Below are 20,500 nucleotides of genomic sequence, written 5' to 3' on the forward strand. Positions count from 1 at the left end.
TTTTGTTTGTCGATTTTCGATTTCGTGGATGCTTTCTTCATTCCTCATACTCTCTTTTTCGGTCAAGGACAACTGAACGAGGATTGAGAAAAGTTTCTTATATAAACAGCGATTTCACTTACAGGAAAGTAGGTAGGAGTTTTCGGTAAAAGCTACTTTGAGATATACTTATAAGCACAAAATAAATAGGAATAGGTGAGGACTTTATGGACTATAAAAATTGGAGACATGTATTTAAAATTGACCCTTCAAAAGAACTTTCAGATGAAGCATTAGAAAAGGTGTGCGAATCTGGCACAGATGTCATTTTAGTAGGAGGGACAGATGGGATTACTTTAGATAACGTGCTCGAACAACTCGTTCGAATCAGAAGATATTCTGTTCCAATTGCCTTAGAAATATCAACAATTGAATCTATTACCCCTGGATTTGATTATTATTTGATACCTACTGTCTTAAATAGTACGAATACAAAATGGGTAAAAGACCTTCATCATGCGGCCATTAAAGAATTTGGTGATGTCATGGTATGGGATGAACTAGTTGCAGAAGGCTACTGTATATTAAATCCAGATTGCAAAGTAGCAAAAGCAACGGAGGCCGATACAAATTTAACAAAAGAAGACGTAATTGCATATGCCCGACTTGCTGAAAATTACTTTAAATTGCCTATTTTTTATGTAGAATACAGCGGTACATATGGTGACGTAGAAATTGTTGCTGGGGTAAAAGAAGTATTATCAGAAACTCGACTATTTTATGGTGGAGGTATCCGCAACGCTGAACAAGCAAAAGAGATGGCCAAATTTGCAGATACTGTTATCGTTGGAAACGTCATTTATGAGGATTTAAAAGAAGCGCTAAAAACCGTTGTGGCAGTAAAAAGTGTAACAAGATAAACGGTGCGAAAATGATCTCTTTGTAGTATAATTGAGAACAAATGTTTGTAATAGTGAGGTGCACCATGGAACACATAACAAAAAATTTATTGGATGGAATGAATCCACAACAAAAGGAAGCGGTCAAAACAACGGAAGGTCCCCTTCTCATTATGGCTGGTGCAGGTTCAGGAAAAACGAGAGTGCTGACTCACCGGATTGCATATTTAATTGTTGAAAAACAAGTATACCCTTCAAATATTTTAGCGATTACCTTTACGAATAAAGCTGCAAGGGAAATGCGTGATCGAATTGATGCTTTACTGGGAAGCGGTATATCCGAAAGCATGTGGGTTTCTACATTTCACTCCATGTGCGTTCGCATATTAAGAAGAAATATTGATCGCATCGGTATCTCAAAAAACTTTACGATTCTTGACTCATCCGACCAATTAACAGCAATAAAAAACGTTTTTAAACAACTCAATATTGATACGAAACGATATGATCCAAGAACGGTTTTAAGCACGATTAGTTCTGCTAAAAATGAATGCATCACTGCAGAAGAATATAAAAAAATAACCAATTCACATAATCCTTACGAAAAAATCGTAGGAGATGTGTATGAGGAATATGAAAAAACCCTTCGTAAAAATCAATCCCTTGACTTTGATGATTTAATTATGATGACGATTACTTTGTTTGAACGCGTACCGGACGTATTAGAATACTACCAAAATAAATTTCAATACATTCACGTCGATGAATATCAAGATACGAACCATTCTCAATATAAACTTGTCAAAATGCTCGCTTCAAAATTTAAAAATATTTGCGTTGTAGGGGATTCTGATCAATCCATTTATAAGTGGCGTGGTGCAGACATTCGAAACATCTTATCTTTTGAAAAAGATTATCCGAATGCAAACGTTATTTTGCTTGAACAAAACTACCGCTCCACAAAGAGAATTTTGCAAGCAGCAAACGATGTCATCTCAAACAATGAAAGCCGTTATCCAAAGAAGCTGCGCACAGATAATCCTGAAGGCGAAAAAATTGTATTCTATACCGCTCGTGATGAAAGAGATGAAGCGCAATTTGTAGTTAAAACAATTAAAGAATTAATGGAAAAAGAAGGGCGTAGTTTAAAAGATTTTGCTATACTTTACCGCACAAATGCCCAATCCCGTGCAATGGAAGAAGTTTTAGTGAAATCTAATTTGCAGTATACGATTGTTGGGGGTACGAAATTCTACGATCGTAAAGAAATTAAAGACTTACTTGCTTATTTGCGATTAATTGCCAACAATGATGATGATTTATCACTGGCCCGCATCATCAATGAACCGAAACGAAGCATTGGTCCATCAACTTTCGATAAAATTGCGACTTATGCAATTGAAAACGATATATCCATTTTTAAAGCATTCAATGACATTTCCTCCATCGGGTTAACACCTAGGGCAATGAACGCAATTGAAAAATTCCGTGAATTAATTGAAGGATTGACGAAAATGCAAGATTATTTATCTGTCACGGAATTGGTGGAAGAAGTCATTGAGAAATCGGGATATCGTGCAATGCTTGAGAAAGAAAATACGATTGAATCTCAAAGTCGATTAGAAAACATTGAAGAATTTTTATCTGTAACAAAAGCCTTTGAAGAAAGAAGCGACGATAAATCCCTCGTTGCATTTTTAACAGATCTCGCATTGATTGCAGATATTGATTCGCTAGATCAAGAAAGCGATTCAAAAGAGAGCATTGTATTAATGACGTTGCATTCCGCGAAGGGATTAGAGTTTCCGGTTGTATTCATTATCGGTATGGAGGAAAACATTTTCCCTCATTCCCGCTCAATTGGAGATAAAGCTGAAATGGAAGAAGAACGCCGCTTAGCTTATGTGGGAATCACACGGGCAGAAGAACGGCTATACTTAACTTGTGCCTCTTATCGCACGCTTTTTGGCCGCTCTAATTCAAACTTACCGTCCCGTTTCATCAAAGAAATTTCGGATGACATCATTTATCCAATTTCGAAATCATATAGCTTTGGTGATGTGGAAGAAAAATTGCCTTTCGCAGGTCAGCAGAGAGCTTCAAGTTACAAAAGAAAAATTGGTGTTGTTCAATCAAAATCGCAAATTGCTACTCTCCAATCGACTGGTGGAGAACAATTCCAATGGAAAGTTGGAGATAAGGCGATTCATGGTAAATGGGGTACAGGTGTTGTTGTTAGTGTAAAAGGTGAAGGTGACGATATGGAGCTGGATATTGCCTTTCCAGACAAAGGCATCAAAAGGCTACTTGCCAAGTTTGCCCCAATTACAAAAGGTTAAATAACATTTCACTTAACAATTAGTGGAGGATTACGATGAAAGACCTTGAAAAACGTGTAGCTGAACTAAATAAGCTTTTACATGAATATGCTCATGCCTACTATGTACTAGACAAGCCTTTAGTTCCTGATGCGGTGTATGATCAGCTAATGCAAGAATTAATGGCAATCGAAAAGGAACATCCGGAATTCATCTATCCGGATTCACCTACTCAACGGGTTGGTGGAAAGCCGCTTGAAGGGTTTAACAAAGTAACTCACAGATACCCGATGTTAAGCCTTTCGAATGCATTTTCCGAAGATGATTTGCGGGATTTTGATCGAAAAATTCGTCAAGCGATTGGCGATCGATACAACTATGTTTGTGAACTGAAAATAGATGGGCTTGCCATCGCATTAAGATATGAGAATGGAATATTTGTACAAGGCGCTACCCGCGGTGATGGTACAGTCGGCGAAGATATTACAGTAAATTTAAAAACCATTAAAGACATACCATTGCGATTAAAAGAGCCGGTAACAATTGAAGTGCGCGGAGAGGCTTATATGCCTAAAAAATCCTTTGAAGAATTAAATAAACAGCGAGCGGAAAATGGAGAAGATCTTTTTGCTAATCCTCGGAATGCAGCTGCTGGATCACTGCGCCAACTCGATTCAAAAATCACCGCTTCTCGAAACTTAGCAACATTTATCTATTCAATTGGTGGAGATGGAGAAGCATACGGTATTGATAGCCATGCAGAAATGCTTGAATACTTAGATTCGATTGGTTTCCGTGTCAACAAAGAAAGAGCAGTTTGTGAAACAATAGATGATGTATTAGCGTTTATAAATAAATGGACAGCGGAACGCCCAAACTTGCCCTATGAAATCGATGGTATTGTAATCAAGGTGAATCGATTTGCTCACCAAGAAGAACTCGGTTTTACAGCAAAAAGTCCTCGTTGGGCAATCGCTTATAAGTTCCCAGCGGAAGAAGCCATTACGAAAATCATCGATATTGAATTAACAGTAGGACGCACAGGTGTTGTAACTCCTACAGCAATTCTAGAACCTGTCAGAATTGCAGGTTCTACAGTGGGTCGAGCTTCCCTTCATAATGAAGATTTAATACGTGAAAAAGATATCCGAATTGGTGATACGGTCATCGTTCATAAAGCAGGAGACATTATTCCGGAAGTCGTTAGCGTCATTTTAGAACAGCGGCCAGAAGGTACTGTACCATATAAAATGCCTGATCATTGCCCTGTTTGTGGCAGCGAACTCATTCGTATTGACGAAGAAGTAGCAATTCGCTGTGTAAATCCTGCCTGTCCTGCTCAAATTGCTGAAGGAATTAAGCACTTTGTTTCTAGAAATGCAATGAATATCGATGGGTTGGGAGAGAAAATAACGGAACAACTTTTAAAAGAAAACTATATTCGTGATGTAGCGGATTTATATCATTTACAAGTAGAAGAGCTGGCGAAATTGGAACGTATGGGGCAACTTTCTGCAACAAATTTAGTCAATGCTATCGAACGTTCAAAAGAAAATTCATTAGAACGGTTATTATTTGGCCTTGGAATTCGCCATGTTGGTGAAAAAGCAGCAAAGCTCATTGCGGAAGAATTTGAAACAATGGATCGCATCATGGAGGCAACAGTAGAAGAGCTGACGAATATTCATGAAATCGGTGAAAAAATCGCTCAATCAGTTGTTTCTTATTTCCAAAAAGATGAAGCGAAACAATTAATCGCCCGACTCAAAGAAGCCGGTGTCAACATGGTGTATAAAGGGAAGAAGAAGTCTCAAGCAGCAATTTCAGATAGCCTATTTGCAGGGAAAACGATTGTTTTAACTGGAAAATTGGAAAGATTGACACGCAATGAAGCTAAAGCGAAAATAGAAGAGTTGGGTGGTAAAGTGACAGGAAGCGTCAGTAAAAAGACAGATCTTGTTATTGCAGGAACAGATGCAGGCTCTAAACTTACGAAAGCACAAGAATTGGGTATAGAAGTTTGGGACGAAAACCGCCTTATTGAACAATTAGAAAAGTAAAGGGGATTCATACAATGAACCGATTTCGCTGGATAACGGCGATGGTCGTTGTCGCTGTGCTTAGCGGTTGTACGCCTTCTTTTCGAGAAGATACGGAAGTAGTAGGACCAAATAAAAAATCTGAAGCAGAAGTTGAAACGACTATCATCCCAAATATGCAACTGGACGAAAGATATTATAAAACATTGATTCCATATAAAGAGAGTGCAAGCAGAGGTCTCGTCGTATCAAATATTTATACGAAATACGACATTAAAGAAGCAGAAGAAGGGTTAATGCGTATTTCGCAAAACGAATTCGGCACAGATAAGTATTATTTCCAAGAAGGACAATATTTAGATAGTGATACGGTCAGCAGTTGGCTTGCACGAAGCAATCAAACTGAAGACGGGTTAAATCCCCCTGCTGAAAAAGACATGGATCCTGTAAAACGGGCAAAAGAAGCGCCTGTATACTTAGCGCATATTATCGAGCAAAACTACTTAACAAAGACGAATGACAATAAAGTGACACTTGGCGGAATCTCCATTGGACTAGCATTAAATTCTATCTATTACTATCAGAAAGAACAATATGGCGAATGGTATGATGAACCAATACCTCCTGCACAACTAGAGAAAAAAGGAAAAGAAATAGCGGAAGAGGTAATTCGTCGTTTACGTGCCCGTCCAGAGTTACAAGATATTCCTATTCTAATTGCATTATTTAAACAGGAAGCGCGTAACTCCATCGTTCCGGGAACTTATTTTGCATATAGTCTATCCAAACCAGGACAAAATAGTTTAGAAGAATGGACGTCTATCAATGAAAAATATGTAACGTTCCCTATGACAAATCCAGAGGATATTTATCGAGAAATCAATACAAACTTCCTAAACTTCAAACAAGATATTCAAGATTATTTTTCAAATTATACAAGCGTCATCGGTCGAGGGTTTTACCAGAACGACCAATTAGTCAGATTAAATGTGGAAGTGCCGATCCAATTTTATGGAACGACGGAAATAATTGGTTTTACTCAATATTTAACAGGCGTATTAATGAAAAGATTCCCAAATAGCCTTGATATTGAAGTGAGCATTACTTCCATTAATGGACCGGAAGCACTTATTCTAAAAGATCGCAATGATCAGGAGCCATTTGTTCATATCTATGATTATTAATGAAAAACAGTGTTACGATTGCGTAACACTGTTTCAAATTGGTTGTTTTCTCTTTGATAGTGATGTTTGAAAATATGCAGTTTTTGGAGATAATTGAAAAGTAATATTTAACTGAAGGGAATTTCCTATAAAAGTGTGATTTTTCAATAAAAAAATGGTATTATTATTGCCAGGTTTACGAAATGTGGAGGTGTAATCATCAATGTCAAAATTGACGAAGGAAGAAGTAAAGCACGTAGCTCACCTTGCTCGTTTAGCAATTACAGAAGAAGAAGCTGAAAAATTTGCTGAACAGCTTGGAAAAATTACGGAATATGTACAAACATTAAATGAATTAGACACAACAAATGTAGAGCCAACGTCACACGTTTTACCGATCGTTAATGTAATGAGAGAAGACGTAGCTGAAAAAGGATTGGATCGGGAAAAAGTGTTATTGAATGTAAAAGAACATGAAGATGGTCTTGTTAAAGTTCCACCAATTTTAGAAGAATAAAAGTTAATGGATGGATTTGTTAATGGCAAAAGCCATTATTTTTTGTGTAAGTCACTAGCGAGGCTTGCATTGTTCAATATACCCATATTAAAGGAGGGAACTTCATGACGTTATTAGAACGTTCATCTAAAGAATTACAAGAAGGTTTACATAATGGCGATTTTACAATTGTTGATTTGGTGAATGAATCTTATAAAAGAATCGAAGAAGTTGATGGAGATGTGCAAGCGTTTCTTGCTTTAAATAAAGAAAAAGCGCTTGAGGAAGCAAAAGAAAAGGATCAAGTACCAAAGAACGAACGCGGCCCATTGTTCGGTCTACCAATTGGAATTAAAGACAATATCGTGACTGAAGGACTTGAAACGACTTGTGCTTCTAAAATCTTAGAAGGTTTCATTCCAATCTATGACGCGACAGTTGTGAAGAAGCTTCGAGAAGCTGGCATGATTACAATTGGCAAGCTCAACATGGATGAATTTGCGATGGGTTCATCAACGGAAACTTCATATTACAAAAAGACGAAAAACCCTTGGGATCTTGAACGTGTACCAGGCGGTTCTTCAGGTGGATCAGCAGCAAGTGTTGCAGCAGGAGAAGTTCCATTCGCATTAGGTACAGATACAGGTGGTTCAATTCGTCAACCTGCCGCATTCTGTGGTGTAGTCGGAATGAAGCCAACTTATGGCCGTGTTTCCCGTTTTGGTGCAGTTGCCTTTGCATCATCTCTTGACCAAATCGGACCAATTACACGCAATGTGTATGATAATGCGTTATTACTAGAAGTGATTGCTGGCGTGGACCCTAATGACTCTACAAGTGCCGATGTGCCAGTGCCAAACTATGTATCTAAATTAGACGGAGATATTAAAGGACTTCGCATCGCAGTTCCGAAAGAATTTTTAGGTGAGGGTGTAAGTGAATCTGTACGCAAATCAGTTTTAGATGCTCTTGAAGTGTTCAAAGGACTTGGTGCAACAGTTGAAGAGGTTTCACTTCCTCACTCTAAATACGCTTTAGCAACTTACTACATCCTTTCATCTTCTGAAGCTTCATCTAACCTTGCTCGCTTCGACGGAATTCGTTACGGCTTCCGTGCAGAAGGCGTGAAAAACTTAATGGAATTATATAAAGAAACACGTGCACAAGGCTTTGGAGATGAAGTAAAACGTCGTATCATGCTTGGTACGTATTCACTTTCTGCAGGAACATATGATGCTTACTATAAAAAAGCACAACAAGTTCGTACATTAATTAAGCAAGATTACGATAAAGTATTTGAAGATTATGATGTAATCGTTGGTCCAACAACACCATCACCAGCATTCAAAATTGGTGAAAACATCGATGATCCATTGACAATGTATGCGAATGATATTTTAACAATTCCAATTAACTTAGCGGGTGTACCTGCAATTTCGATCCCTTGTGGCTTTGACAACGGCTTGCCACTAGGTTTACAAATCATTGGTAAGCACTTTGATGAAGAAACAGTTTATCGCGCTGCTTACGCATTTGAAAAAGCAACAGATTACCATAAACAATCTCCTAGATTGGGGGGTAAATAATCATGAATTTTGAAACAGTTATTGGTTTAGAAGTACACGTTGAATTAAAAACAAATTCTAAAATTTTCTCTGCAGCACCTAACCAATTCGGTGCAGAGCCAAACGCAAATACAACAGTTTACGACCTTGCTTATCCAGGAGTACTTCCGGTTTTAAATAAAACTGTTGTTGAATATGCAATGAAAGCTGCTCTTGCATTAAACATGAAGATTAATCAGCATACAAAATTTGACCGTAAAAACTATTTCTATCCAGACAATCCGAGCGGCTATCAAATCTCTCAATATGATAAACCTATCGGCTATGATGGATGGATTGAAATCGAAGTACCTGCAAAAGATGGACAACCTGGATATACGAAGCGAATCGGTATTACACGTCTTCATATGGAAGAAGATGCTGGTAAATTATTACACGGAGATGGCTACTCACTTGTTGACTTTAACCGTAAAGGAACGCCACTCTTAGAAATCGTTTCTGAACCAGATATCCGTACTCCAGAAGAAGCGTATTTATACCTTGAAAAATTAAAGTCCATTATCCAATATACAGGCGTTTCTGATGTGAAAATGGAAGAAGGTTCATTGCGTTGTGACGCAAATATTTCCATTCGACCATACGGACAAAAAGAATTCGGTACAAAAACAGAATTGAAAAACTTAAACTCTTTCAACTTTGTTCGTAAAGGGCTTGAATACGAAGAAAAACGCCAAGCAGAAGTTTTAATGAGCGGTGGGGTAATCAAGCAAGAAACACGCCGTTTCGATGAAAAAACAGGAAAAACTATCTTAATGCGTGTAAAAGAAGCTGCTGAGGATTATCGTTACTTCCCAGAGCCAGACTTAGTTCATCTTGAAATTGATGATGAATGGTTAGAGCGCGTGAAAGCTTCCATCCCTGAGCTTCCAGATGCTCGTAAAAAACGTTACATTGAACAGCTTGGTTTAACAGAGTACGATGCAAATGTACTAGTAGTAAATAAAACGATTTCAGACTTCTTCGATGAAATGGTTAAACTCGGTGCAGATGCAAAACTTTCTGCTAACTGGCTAATGGGTGACGTTTCCGCTTACTTAAACGCAGAACAAATTGAAATTACAGAAACAAAATTAACGCCTGAAAACTTGGCTGGATTAGTAAAACTTATTTCTGATGGTACAATTTCTTCCAAAATTGCGAAGAAAGTATTTAATGAGTTAGTGAAAAACGGTGGAGATGCTGAAAAAATCGTGAAGGAAAAAGGTATGGTTCAAATTTCTGATCCAAACGTACTTCTTCCGATTATTATTGAAGTGCTTGACAATAACCCACAATCTATCGAAGACTTTAAAAATGGTAAAGATCGTGCTATTGGCTTCTTAGTAGGTCAAATTATGAAAGCAACAAAAGGACAAGCAAACCCACCAATGGTTAATAAAATATTACTTGAAGAAATTAATAAACGATAAATAATATGTGCCGCATAAGCTTCTTTGGCTTATGCGGATTTTTATATTAGTGGTTACAGCATGAATGAGATGCTTGTGCAAAAGGGTGTCTAGTTGTGAAAATAGGGTTTCCATTTGTGTGGATGGGATGTACACTTGTGCAGATATGATTTCTACATGTACATAGGAGTGCTGCTTGTGTGTATAGAGAATGAACATGTGCGGATAGGAGTATCACTTGTGCAGATAAAGTGTCATTCGTGTGGATAGGAGTGCTGCTTGTGTGTATAGAGAATTTAACATGTGCTGATAAGGTGTTCATTTGTGAGATAGATTTCAACATGAGCTGATAGGGTGTCCACTTGTGCATATGGAGAATCAACATGTGTAGATAAAGTGTCATTTGTGCGGATAGGAGCGTCACTTGTGCGGATAAAGTGTCGTTCGTGCGGATAGAAGTGCTGCTTGTGTGTATAGAGAATGAACATGTGCGGATAGGAGCATCACTTGTGATAAAGTGTCATTCGTGCGGATAGGAGTGCTGCTTGTGTGTATAGAGAATGAATATGTGCGGATAGGAGCATCACTTGTGCGGATAAAGTGTCATTCGTGCGGATAGGAGTGCTGCTTGTGTGTATAGAGAATGACCATGTGCGGATAGGAGCATCACTTGTGTGGATAAAGTTTCATTCGTGCGGATAGGAGTACTGCTTGTGTGTATAGAGAATGAACATGTGCGGATAGGAGCATGAGCAAATCAACATGTGCGGAAGGGGTGTGCAAAAGTCATAGCACTTCATTTTTTGCAGATGCAACATCCCTTTATATAATCAAAAACATTGTAATTCTAAACTTTTCCATGCAATATAGTAACAAAAGGGAGGTTGATGACATGAAAACAGAACAACAATATTTCGAACAGGGGATTTCCATGGCAGAATACATGGAGCAAATGAAAACAAATTTAAAAGAGGGAAGTTTTGAAATATATCACAACTTCAAAATCGATGAAAATGACGAACTGATCCCGCTGCTTAAAGAGAAAAAGCCACATATTTTAACTATTACGGAAGATTGGTGTGGAGATGCCATGCTCAATAATCCCATCATGCGTAAAATTGCTGAAGCAGCCGGGTTGGACATTCGATGTGTATTCCGAGACGAAGATACAGACTTAATTGACCGCTATTTAACAAACGGAGGAAGAGCGATTCCAATTTATTTATTCCTAAATGAAGAAGGACAAGTCATAGGAAAATGGGGACCTAGAGCTCCAGAGCTGCAACAATTAGTAGTGGAAGAAAGAGCAAAATTGCCGGCTAAAGATAACCCAACATTTGAAGAAAAACAAAAAGAGTTGTATACTACTTTGCAGGAGAAATTTGTAAAAGATCCACAATGTGCAAAGTGGGTATATGAAGATATGAAAAAAGTTATAATGGAAATGTTATCTTAATTTCAAACCAAAGTTTGTTAAACTAAGAAAATTCCCTTTCGTTGGATTGGGAATTTTCTCTTGTTAATTTCATTCATCATAAGGAACATTCAAAGATACATAAACGTTTTTAATTTAAAAGAATAAATAGGATGGCGAAAACATGAAAAGAGCGAGAATTATTTATAATCCAACATCAGGTAGAGAAACTTTTAAAAAGCACTTGCCTGAAGTGCTAGAAAAGCTGGAGATTGCTGGGTATGAAACATCTTGCCATGCAACAACTGGCGCAGGTGATGCAAAAGCTGCTGCAGAAAAAGCCGTTGAACGTGGATTTGATATAGTTGTTGCTGCTGGTGGAGATGGGACATTAAACGAAGTCGTTTCGGGAATCAGCTCTTTTGAAAAACGTCCAAAGCTTGGTGTCATTCCAATGGGAACAACAAATGATTTTGCTCGTGCCCTTCATATTCCTAGGAAAATTGAAGATGCGGTTGATGTAATTGTAAAAGGTGATACAATCCCAGTCGACGTTGGATTATTAAATGAGGAACGCTATTTTATCAATATAGCAGCTGGTGGACGCATCACAGAGTTAACCTATGAAGTACCAATAAAAATGAAAACGGTTTTAGGGCAACTAGCATATTACATCAAAGGAATTGAAATGCTTCCTTCCATCAAAGCAACCAATATGCGATTTGAAATGGACGGAGAAGTGTATGAAGGCGAAGTGATGGCCTTTTTATGTGCACTCACGAACTCAGTCGGTGGGTTTGAAAAAATTGCTCCAGATTCAAGTATTAACGATGGCAAATTTACGATGATGATTTTAAAAAAATGTAGTTTAGCTGATTTCATTAAAGTCCTTACGCTAGCACTTCGAGGAGAACATTTAAGTGATCCACATGTAATTTATCGTAAGGCAAATGTCGTGAAAGTATCATCGGATGAGGACGTGTTGATTAATTTAGATGGGGAATTAGGTGGAAAAGCGCCAGTAACATTTAAAAATCTAAAAAGACATATTGAAGTTTTTGTACCAATTGATGATATTCGCGAACAAGATCGCGTTTAGTTTGACTCGAAAAAAATGTGCTAAGAGTCCTTACACCTATGCAAATGCATGTTACATAAGCATTTGCATAGGTTTTTTTTATTTACACAAAATAACTGGAGATGAAAGGAGTTTATATGAAATGTATAAAAAGCAAGAAAAATGGTTGGTGTATTTAACTTTTGGTGTGGCTATCATTATGTTTCTTTCGATGATTGGAAGGATTTTCGGTAGTTAGGAGGATGACTTTTGATGAACGAGTCCGCTGTGTTTTGGAGTCGAATGTTAACGGAATTAACATTATCCTTTCATATTGTTTATGCAACCATTGGAGTCGGCGTTCCGCTTATGATTATGATTGCTCAATGGGTAGGGATGAAAAATAATGATGAGCATTATATTTTGCTTGCAAGGCGTATTACACGAGGGTTTGTCATTACGGTTGCAGTTGGCGTCGTGACAGGGACGGCAATTGGGTTGCAACTATCACTGTTGTGGCCTAACTTTATGCGATTGGCTGGACAAGTGATTGCGTTACCATTGTTTATGGAGACTTTCGCCTTTTTCTTTGAAGCTATTTTTTTAGGAATTTATCTATATACGTGGGATCGATTTGATAATCAAACAAAACATATGCTGCTCCTTATCCCTGTGGCGATTGGTGCATCGATGTCTGCAGTGTTTATCACCATTGTGAATTCTTTTATGAATACGCCACAAGGATTTGAATTGGTAAATGGGGAGCTAGTAAATATTCAACCGCTTGTTGCGATGTTTAACCCATCAATGCCAACAAAAGTAGCCCATGTATTAGCCTCTGCCTATATGACATCCGCCTTCTTACTAGCATCCATTGCCGCTTTTCGTCTACTTAAAGGTTCAAACCACATCTATTATAAAAAATCGTTGTTTTTGATGATGAAATTGGGACTAATCTTTTCGATTGCTACAGCGGTGATTGGGGACTTTTCAGGAAAGTTTCTAGCAGAATATCAACCTGAAAAATTGGCTGCTGCAGAGTGGCATTTTGAAACAGAAGAAGCAGCATCACTTATATTGTTAGGATTTATGGATCAAGAGGAAAATATAAAGCTTGCCATTCGAATTCCTTACGCTTTAAGCATATTAGCTCATGGAAATCCAATGGCAGAAGTGATTGGTCTAAATGAATTTCCTGAAGATGAAATTCCTCCGCTTTATATCCACTATTTGTTTAATATCATGGTATTTATTGGAATGTTTATGACGTTACTTTCAATACTTTATGTTGCTGGTGTATGGAGAGGATGGCAATTCATTAAAAAGGCATGGTTCAGATGGTTGACCGTTTTAGGAGGACCATTATCCATTATTGCGATAGAAACTGGTTGGTGGCTTGCAGAAGTAGGGAGACAGCCATGGATTTTAAGAGGATATATGCGAACTGCACAAGGAGCTACAACGAGTGAACATGTCGATATGATGTTTATTTTATTCTGTATTTTGTACATCGTTTTAGGAATTGGAAGCATTGTCGTATTAAGTAGAATGTACCGTGCTAACCCAATTGAACAGGAGATCCAAGACCGAATGGCTGAAGTGGAAGGGGGCGTACGATGAATCTAGAAGTGTTAGGAATTATTGTGTTATGGATTTTCCTTTTCGGGTACGTCATTGTCGCTTCAATCGATTTTGGAGCAGGATTTTTTAACGCTTATAGTTTATTAACGAACAAATCACATATTTTATCGAATATTATTCAACGATATTTATCCCCTGTATGGGAAGTGACGAATGTTTTTTTAGTATTTTTCTTTGTCGGCATAGTTGGATTTTTTCCGCAAACTGCCTTCTATTACGGAACGGTATTGCTTGTACCTGTAAGTATCGCAATCATTTTATTAGCGGTACGAGGTTCATATTATGCCTTTGAATCGTACGGATCAAGAGGCCATAAAGGTTATGCATTTGCTTATGGAGTATCAGGCTTACTCATTCCTTCATCACTTTCTGTTGTGTTGACGATTTCAGAAGGTGGATTTGTTGAGATAATCAATGATCGCCCTCAGTTAGATTTTTGGGCTTTGTTTACAAGTCCCTTAACTTGGAGCATCGTTCTTTTAAGTATTGCCAGTGTGTTATATATATCTGCCGTGTTTTTAACATGGTATGCATGGAAAGCGCAAGATTGGGAAGCTCATGAATTAATGAGAAAGTATGCGCTCATTTGGGCAGGACCGTTAATTTTTATGGCCGTTGCAATCATCATACAAATGCAACAGCATAACCCGGACCGATTTCGAAATATGATTTCCATTTGGCCGATGTTTGGCATTTCTGCGATGTTATTTTTGATGACGGTTTGGCTGATTTGGAAGAAACGGGGGCTAGGGCTTTCAGTGGGGTTGTTGATTCTTCAATTCTTATTTGCATTTTTTGCATACGGTATTTCCCATTATCCATATTTACTCTATCCGTATTTAACAATCTATGAAGGGTTTACGAATCAAGAAATGGCCATTTCTCTTGTGATTGCCTTTATTGCGGGACTATGTTTGCTTATTCCGTCACTCTATTTACTGTTTCGATTGTTTTTATTTAATAAAGAATACCTTACTGGGAATCAAAAGGATTTTCATGCCTAATAGGAGGGGTTGCCATGAATGAATTCATGATATTTGTAGCGCCGTTTTTGACGGTTCTACTTTCTCTCATTATTGCCTTTTTCACAGCGCCACTAGATAAAGGGGTTAGGGAAGAAGAAAAATAAACTCTCGCGCAGCTGCGAGAGTATTTTATTTTTGTTCACGGGAAGAAGCGATTCTTCCTCCCACTTTAAATAATAACGGTATCAGTGACAATAAAAGAGTTCCAACCACAATGGTTGATATGATAAGCTCTTTCCATGTAAAATAACTTTTTTGGAATATTTGAACGATGATGAATGAATTGATTGGAATGTTTAGGAATAAACCAGTGAGAAGTCCCGGTGCATACTTTTTCATTAAAATCGTTGCTATAAGGTGCGGAAAAATCGCATTCACAATCATGGAACCTAAAAATCCGATGAAAAACCATTTTGCCAATTCTGATGCCGGCTTATAGAAAAAATAAAATGCGGATAAATAAGCCAGCATAGTAATGACAAACACTGCAAAATGAAATTCACTTGGGGTGACGGGTTTATGAAACTTCGAAGCTTGTTGTGACCATTTCGGCAACCAAACGGCTTCTTCCATGTTATGAAGGGTAATGGCAAAACAAAACAATGCGACAAGATAAAAGTCCATCATCATCCACCCGATACATATTGTTAGTTCTATTTTACAAGCGGTTCGAAAAAAGTTGAAATATAAATATATCCATTTTCTATTTTGAGGTAGAATAATATTTGTTTGATTTCTCCGTACGACAAAGAAAAACGAAATGGAGGGCGGAATGTATGACAGCACCCGTAAATAAAAATGATCGAGTGACGGTTTATATAGAAGATTTAACCCATGAAGGCCTTGGAGTGGGGAAGGTGGATGGGTATCCTTTATTTATTCATGGAGCGCTTTTGAAAGAAACGGCGGAAGTGCATGTGTTGAAAACACTAAAAAGCTATGGTTTTGCAAAAATCGTAGAATTGAAAGAACCTTCACCGGACAGGGTAGAGGCGCCTTGCATTTACTTTGAAAAATGCGGTGGATGCCAATTGCAACATTTATCTTATGAAGCCCAGTTGCAATGGAAAGAAAACATGGTTCGCAATGTCATGAAACGCATTGGAAAAATTGATGCACCAGTACGACCAATCAAAGGAATGGAACATCCATGGAATTACCGCAACAAATCGCAAATTCCTTTTGCTATGAGTGAAACAGGTCCAATTGCAGGTTTCTTTAAAGCGAGAACCCATCAAATCGTCGATATGGAACGCTGCCTCATTCATATGAGTGAGGCGGATATCATCATGGCCAATTTGAAAAAAGAGTTAGAAAAAATCGGCATTCAACCTTACAACGAAACGACTCATCAAGGAATGCTCCGTCATGTGATTGTAAGAGTGGGTAGAGAAACTGGAGAAGTCATGGTAGTGCTCGTAACAAAAAATCGTAAGTTCCCTCAAAAGAATGCAGTAGTCGAAGTAATTCGAAAGCTTATTCCGAATGTGACGTCCATCGTTCAAAACGTGAATAGCGAAAAAACGAATGTCATTTTAGGAAAAGAAACGATGACGCTTTGGGGGAAAGAGACAATAGAAGATACAATCGGCGATATCCGATTTGAAATTTCTGCTCGTTCCTTCTATCAAGTGAATCCTGTACAAACAGAAGTATTATATAATCAAGCGTTGGAGTATGCAGGGTTAACGGGTGAAGAAACAGTAATTGATGCCTATTGCGGTATCGGAACGATTTCGCTGTTTTTAGCCAAAAAAGCGAAACAAGTGATGGGTGTGGAAATTGTGGAAGAAGCGATAGAAGATGCAAAACGGAATGCTGAACTCAATGGCTTTACAAACACGTATTTTGAAGCAGGGCCTGCAGAAGAAGTAATCCCTCGTTGGTATAGCGAAGGAAAAAGAGCGGATGTCCTCGTTGTCGACCCACCACGCAAAGGCTGCGACCAGGCATTGCTCAACACGATTATCGAATACAAACCAAAACGGGTAGTCTATGTATCTTGCAACCCTTCCACCCTTGCGCGGGACTTGCGCATTTTGGAAGACGGGGGATATAAAACGATGGAGATTACCCCAGTGGACATGTTTCCGCAGACGACGCATGTGGAGTGCGTAGTATTGATGTCAAGGGTTGAGAAATAAAGATACTTTAAGCACTTATAGATAAAGGGTTTCCTGACATTGAATTTTTCTCATGACATCTTTGACGAGGACGTTAATGTCGGGAAACCCTTATTTTTATTCTTTGAGGAAACATGTCAACTACCATGAAAGTGATAGGGGTTGAGTTGATAGGTTAGATTTTTTATAGGGGTTGAGAAGGCAGGATAGATAATTAAAAAGATACCATAGGACAAGTAATTCAGAAGTATACAAATCCTTTTACACAAGCGAAGTATTTCTCAATCCACTCTTAGTTATCATATGAAGATATTATCTGAAAGCGGTCTTGTAAATGCAGTACGTGATGGGGCTTGGATGAGATATACATTAAACAAAGAAAAAACGGATGAGGTTATAGCTTTCTTTACATGCATAACAAACGATAAAGAAGATTGTATTTGTAAAAAGAGCAAAAATAAAAAATCTGATAATCAGTGTTGTTAAGGAGGATTTAGTAATGAAAAATATTGAGATTTTTGACCCAGCAATGTGTTGCTCGACAGGAGTTTGTGGACCATCTAATGACCCAGAGCTGTTAAGAGTAACAACTGTTATTAATTCGCTTAAAGAAAAAGGATTATTATAAAAAGGCATGGTTTGTCAAGTGAACCTCAGGATTTTTTCTCCAATAAAGTTATAAGTGAAATTCTACAAAAGGAAGGAGCAGATATTCTTCCTGTAACACTGGCAGATGGTGAAATTGTAAAAACCAAAAGCTACCCAACAAATCCCACAAAACTTAATTACATTTTTTGATAGCTTGGAAAGAAAGAAGGATTGATTTAACATGAGTAAGGAACAAAATAGTGGAATTGGATTTTTTGAAAAGTACTTAACCGTATGGGTGATTTTATGTATGTTTGCAGGGGTATTGATTGGAAAGTTTTTACCCGGAATCCCAGCGTTTTTAGGGCGTTTTGAATATGCAAATGTTTCAATACCTATGGCTATTTTAATCTGGCTTATGATATATCCAATGATGTTAAAAGTAGATTTTCAAAGCATAAGAAATGTAGGCAAAAATCCCAAGGGACTTTTTGTTACATGGATAACCAACTGGTTGATAAAGCCATTTACTATGTTCGGCATTGCATGGCTGTTTTTCTTTGTAATTTTTAAATCTCTAATTCCGGCAGAATTGGCACAAGACTATCTTGCGGGAGCAATACTTCTTGGAGCTGCACCGTGTACAGCGATGGTATTTGTATGGAGTTATTTGACCAAAGGCAACGCGGCTTATACCGTCGTGCAAGTGGCAACAAATGATCTTATAATTCTCATAGCTTTCACGCCCATAGTTGCGTTTCTTCTAGGTGTGGGCGGTGTAACCATACCCTGGGACACTCTTGTTTTATCTGTAGTATTGTTTGTTGTTATCCCGCTGACTGGTGGTATAATTACCCGTAATTACATCACAAAAAAGCGAGGACTCGATTACTTTGAAAAGAGTTTTATACCGAAGTTTGGGAATATCACTACCATAGGTCTATTGCTAACATTAATAATAATCTTTTCATTCCAGGGCGATGTAATTCTGAATAATCCACTTCATATTGTTTTAATTGCTATACCATTAATTATTCAGACTTTCCTAATCTTTTTCATTGCATATCTAGCAAGCAAGGTTATAAAACTACCTCATGAGATAGCAGCGCCTGCTGGTATGATTGGTGCCTCTAACTTTTTTGAACTGGCAGTTGCCGTTGCGATTGCATTGTTTGGAACACAAAGCCCAGCTGCACTTGCTACCATTGTAGGGGTTCTAACAGAAGTGCCTGTTATGTTGATATTAGTAAAGATAGCGAATAATACAAGGCACTGGTTTCCAGAAAAAAGCTAGAAAGGAGGTAATGCTTAATGAGTAATAAACTAAAGGTCGCATTTATATGTGTTCATAATTCATGTCGAAGCCAAATAGCCGAGGCACTTGGTAAGCACTTTGCAGGAGATGTATTTGAAAGCTACTCTGCTGGCACAGAAGCAAAACCTCAAATTAACCAAGATGCTGTGCGCCTAATGAAAGAGCTTTATGATATAGATATGGAGAAAACTCAATATTCAAAGTTGCTTGATGAAATACCTCCAGTAGATATTGTTATTACAATGGGGTGTAATGTGGAATGCCCTTACCTTCCATGTAAACACAGGGAAGATTGGGGGCTGGATGATCCTACAGGTAAGAGTGATGAGGAATTTAAAAAAGTAATATCAACAATAGAAACAAAAATAAAAGAGTTAAAAGCAAAACTAAAGTCATAATAATTATAGGTTCTTTGTCAAATGGTGTTGGTGAATAAATTTTAGTGACATTATTTGGTAATATGTAATCGGATGGCTTAGGGGAAATTCGAGATTCCCCTAAGCTGTTTTTATTTTCGCTAAGTTTTGGGTAATGAATATTCGGTTTCTAAAGTGATAGAAGGATCGATAACCGAAAGAAATGCGTTTAATCACTTTGATTTTGTTATTAATCCCCTCTAAAATGCCGTTATTATAATCGTACTTTAGCGTATTCTCGACGTAATTGATGTATTTGTTGATTGTCTTGATGGCGGTTTTCATATAGCTGGAAACGATATTTTGTTTATTCTCTAATGTTTTCTTTAGGAGCTCAAAGTCTTTGATTTTGATGCAATGTTGCACGTATTGATATAACTCATAGGACGCTTTTAATTCAGAATCTAAATCAATGAGATAGTGGAGAATCTCCACCTCACACATATGCTTTTTAAAGCAACGATGATATGTATAGTTCTTATAATCAAGTTTTGTTTGATCTTTCAGAAGGAGCTTCCAGTATGTTTTCAATTTATTGTAATTCTTTTTATCCCGATTCATGACGTTGATGCGCGTTTTGTTTAAAGCTCTGCTAAATAGTTGGAGGATATGGAATTTGTCGAGTATGATTTCCGCTTTAGGGAAAACTTCTTGGATTAAGGAAATATAAGGGCTGTACATATCGATGACAATCGTTTTTACCGCATCTCTCGCCTTCTTGGAATACCGTAAGAAATACTCTTTGAGGACATGTAATCTTCGGTCCTCCACGATATCCACAATCTCCCCCGTTTCAGAGTCGCAGAAAATAAAGGACATCGCTCCAGCTGCGATTTAAACTCATCAAAACACAAATGCTTTGGAAGGTAGTGAACATTTGGTTGATAGTAGCTATAAAAGCTGTCAATGACACGACTGACAGTGGCATGAGAAACATGATGTTTCATCGCAATATCTTTTTCGGATATCTCTACCTTGAAGGTGATGACGCTTCCATGGCAACTTAGGCACCTT

17 protein-coding genes and 1 pseudogene are annotated in these 20,500 nt (G+C 37.8%); 16 read left to right on the forward strand and 2 right to left on the reverse strand.

The features are described 5' to 3' along the window. Positions 1–206 precede the first annotated feature (206 nt). From NSQ18_RS09325 to NSQ18_RS09375, 11 genes are all read left to right on the forward strand, one after another. Positions 207–899: a heptaprenylglyceryl phosphate synthase gene (locus NSQ18_RS09325; RefSeq protein WP_096549744.1), complete on the forward strand. Its 693-nt coding sequence runs from the start codon at positions 207–209 to the stop codon at positions 897–899. 65 nt (positions 900–964) lie between these two features. Further along, positions 965–3,217, forward strand: a complete 2,253-nt coding sequence (pcrA, locus tag NSQ18_RS09330; RefSeq protein WP_096549743.1) for a DNA helicase PcrA — start codon at positions 965–967, stop codon at positions 3,215–3,217. Between the two features lie 35 nt (positions 3,218–3,252). Further along, positions 3,253–5,256, forward strand: coding sequence for an NAD-dependent DNA ligase LigA (ligA, locus tag NSQ18_RS09335; RefSeq protein ID WP_168412275.1), 2,004 nt, complete (start codon positions 3,253–3,255; stop codon positions 5,254–5,256). 14 nt (positions 5,257–5,270) lie between these two features. After that, positions 5,271–6,419 carry a CamS family sex pheromone protein gene (locus tag NSQ18_RS09340; RefSeq protein ID WP_168412276.1) on the forward strand — a complete coding sequence of 383 codons (1,149 nt, stop codon included), beginning with the start codon at positions 5,271–5,273 and terminating at the stop codon, positions 6,417–6,419. Between the two features lie 202 nt (positions 6,420–6,621). Next, positions 6,622–6,915: an Asp-tRNA(Asn)/Glu-tRNA(Gln) amidotransferase subunit GatC gene (gatC, locus tag NSQ18_RS09345; protein WP_016838752.1), complete on the forward strand. Its 294-nt coding sequence runs from the start codon at positions 6,622–6,624 to the stop codon at positions 6,913–6,915. 104 nt (positions 6,916–7,019) lie between these two features. Further along, a complete protein-coding gene (gene gatA / locus NSQ18_RS09350) occupies positions 7,020–8,480 on the forward strand; it encodes an Asp-tRNA(Asn)/Glu-tRNA(Gln) amidotransferase subunit GatA (RefSeq protein WP_339287790.1) in 1,461 nt (486 codons plus the stop codon). A gap of 2 nt (positions 8,481–8,482) precedes the next feature. Next, positions 8,483–9,928: an Asp-tRNA(Asn)/Glu-tRNA(Gln) amidotransferase subunit GatB gene (gatB, locus tag NSQ18_RS09355; protein ID WP_016838750.1), complete on the forward strand. Its 1,446-nt coding sequence runs from the start codon at positions 8,483–8,485 to the stop codon at positions 9,926–9,928. Between the two features lie 871 nt (positions 9,929–10,799). Further along, positions 10,800–11,363 (forward strand): thioredoxin family protein, encoded by a 564-nt coding sequence (locus NSQ18_RS09360; protein WP_096549739.1) that lies wholly within the window; start codon positions 10,800–10,802, stop codon positions 11,361–11,363. A 142-nt stretch (positions 11,364–11,505) separates the two neighbouring features. Further along, positions 11,506–12,420 (forward strand): diacylglycerol kinase, encoded by a 915-nt coding sequence (locus tag NSQ18_RS09365; RefSeq protein ID WP_339287793.1) that lies wholly within the window; start codon positions 11,506–11,508, stop codon positions 12,418–12,420. A 228-nt stretch (positions 12,421–12,648) separates the two neighbouring features. After that, positions 12,649–13,998, forward strand: coding sequence for a cytochrome ubiquinol oxidase subunit I (locus NSQ18_RS09370; protein WP_339287795.1), 1,350 nt, complete (start codon positions 12,649–12,651; stop codon positions 13,996–13,998). Beyond that, on the forward strand, positions 13,995–15,023 hold the full coding sequence (locus tag NSQ18_RS09375; protein ID WP_339287797.1) for a cytochrome d ubiquinol oxidase subunit II: 1,029 nt from the start codon (positions 13,995–13,997) through the stop codon (positions 15,021–15,023). The genes NSQ18_RS09370 and NSQ18_RS09375 overlap by 4 nt, the downstream gene beginning before the upstream one ends. 150 nt (positions 15,024–15,173) lie before the next feature. Here NSQ18_RS09375 and NSQ18_RS09380 read toward each other — a convergent pair whose 3' ends face one another. Further along, the gene (locus NSQ18_RS09380; RefSeq protein WP_339287799.1) at positions 15,174–15,668 is read right to left on the reverse strand and encodes an HXXEE domain-containing protein; all 495 of its coding nucleotides are present in this window, start codon (positions 15,666–15,668) and stop codon (positions 15,174–15,176) included. Between the two features lie 152 nt (positions 15,669–15,820). Between NSQ18_RS09380 and rlmD the strand changes: the two genes are divergently transcribed. The 5 genes and pseudogenes from rlmD (at position 15,821) to NSQ18_RS09405 (ending at position 19,468) form a co-directional block, all read left to right on the forward strand. Continuing rightward, positions 15,821–17,188: a 23S rRNA (uracil(1939)-C(5))-methyltransferase RlmD gene (gene rlmD, locus NSQ18_RS09385; protein ID WP_339287801.1), complete on the forward strand. Its 1,368-nt coding sequence runs from the start codon at positions 15,821–15,823 to the stop codon at positions 17,186–17,188. Positions 17,189–17,443: 255 nt separating this feature from the next. Further along, positions 17,444–17,653 (forward strand): helix-turn-helix domain-containing protein, encoded by a 210-nt coding sequence (locus tag NSQ18_RS09390; RefSeq protein ID WP_339289640.1) that lies wholly within the window; start codon positions 17,444–17,446, stop codon positions 17,651–17,653. A gap of 43 nt (positions 17,654–17,696) precedes the next feature. Then, a pseudogene (gene arsD / locus NSQ18_RS09395) lies at positions 17,697–17,965 on the forward strand (arsenite efflux transporter metallochaperone ArsD). Between the two features lie 31 nt (positions 17,966–17,996). Continuing rightward, the gene (arsB, locus tag NSQ18_RS09400) at positions 17,997–19,049 is read left to right on the forward strand and encodes an ACR3 family arsenite efflux transporter (protein WP_111921575.1); all 1,053 of its coding nucleotides are present in this window, start codon (positions 17,997–17,999) and stop codon (positions 19,047–19,049) included. Between the two features lie 17 nt (positions 19,050–19,066). Next, the gene (locus tag NSQ18_RS09405) at positions 19,067–19,468 is read left to right on the forward strand and encodes an arsenate reductase ArsC (protein ID WP_339287805.1); all 402 of its coding nucleotides are present in this window, start codon (positions 19,067–19,069) and stop codon (positions 19,466–19,468) included. Positions 19,469–19,567: 99 nt separating this feature from the next. Here the strand turns inward: NSQ18_RS09405 and NSQ18_RS09410 are convergent, their stop codons facing one another. After that, the gene (locus NSQ18_RS09410) at positions 19,568–20,305 is read right to left on the reverse strand and encodes an ISL3 family transposase (protein ID WP_339287807.1); all 738 of its coding nucleotides are present in this window, start codon (positions 20,303–20,305) and stop codon (positions 19,568–19,570) included. Positions 20,306–20,500 lie beyond the last annotated feature (195 nt).

It is taken from the genome of Ureibacillus sp. FSL K6-0786, assembly GCF_037965165.1.
Taxonomy (GTDB): domain Bacteria; phylum Bacillota; class Bacilli; order Bacillales_A; family Planococcaceae; genus Ureibacillus; species Ureibacillus thermosphaericus.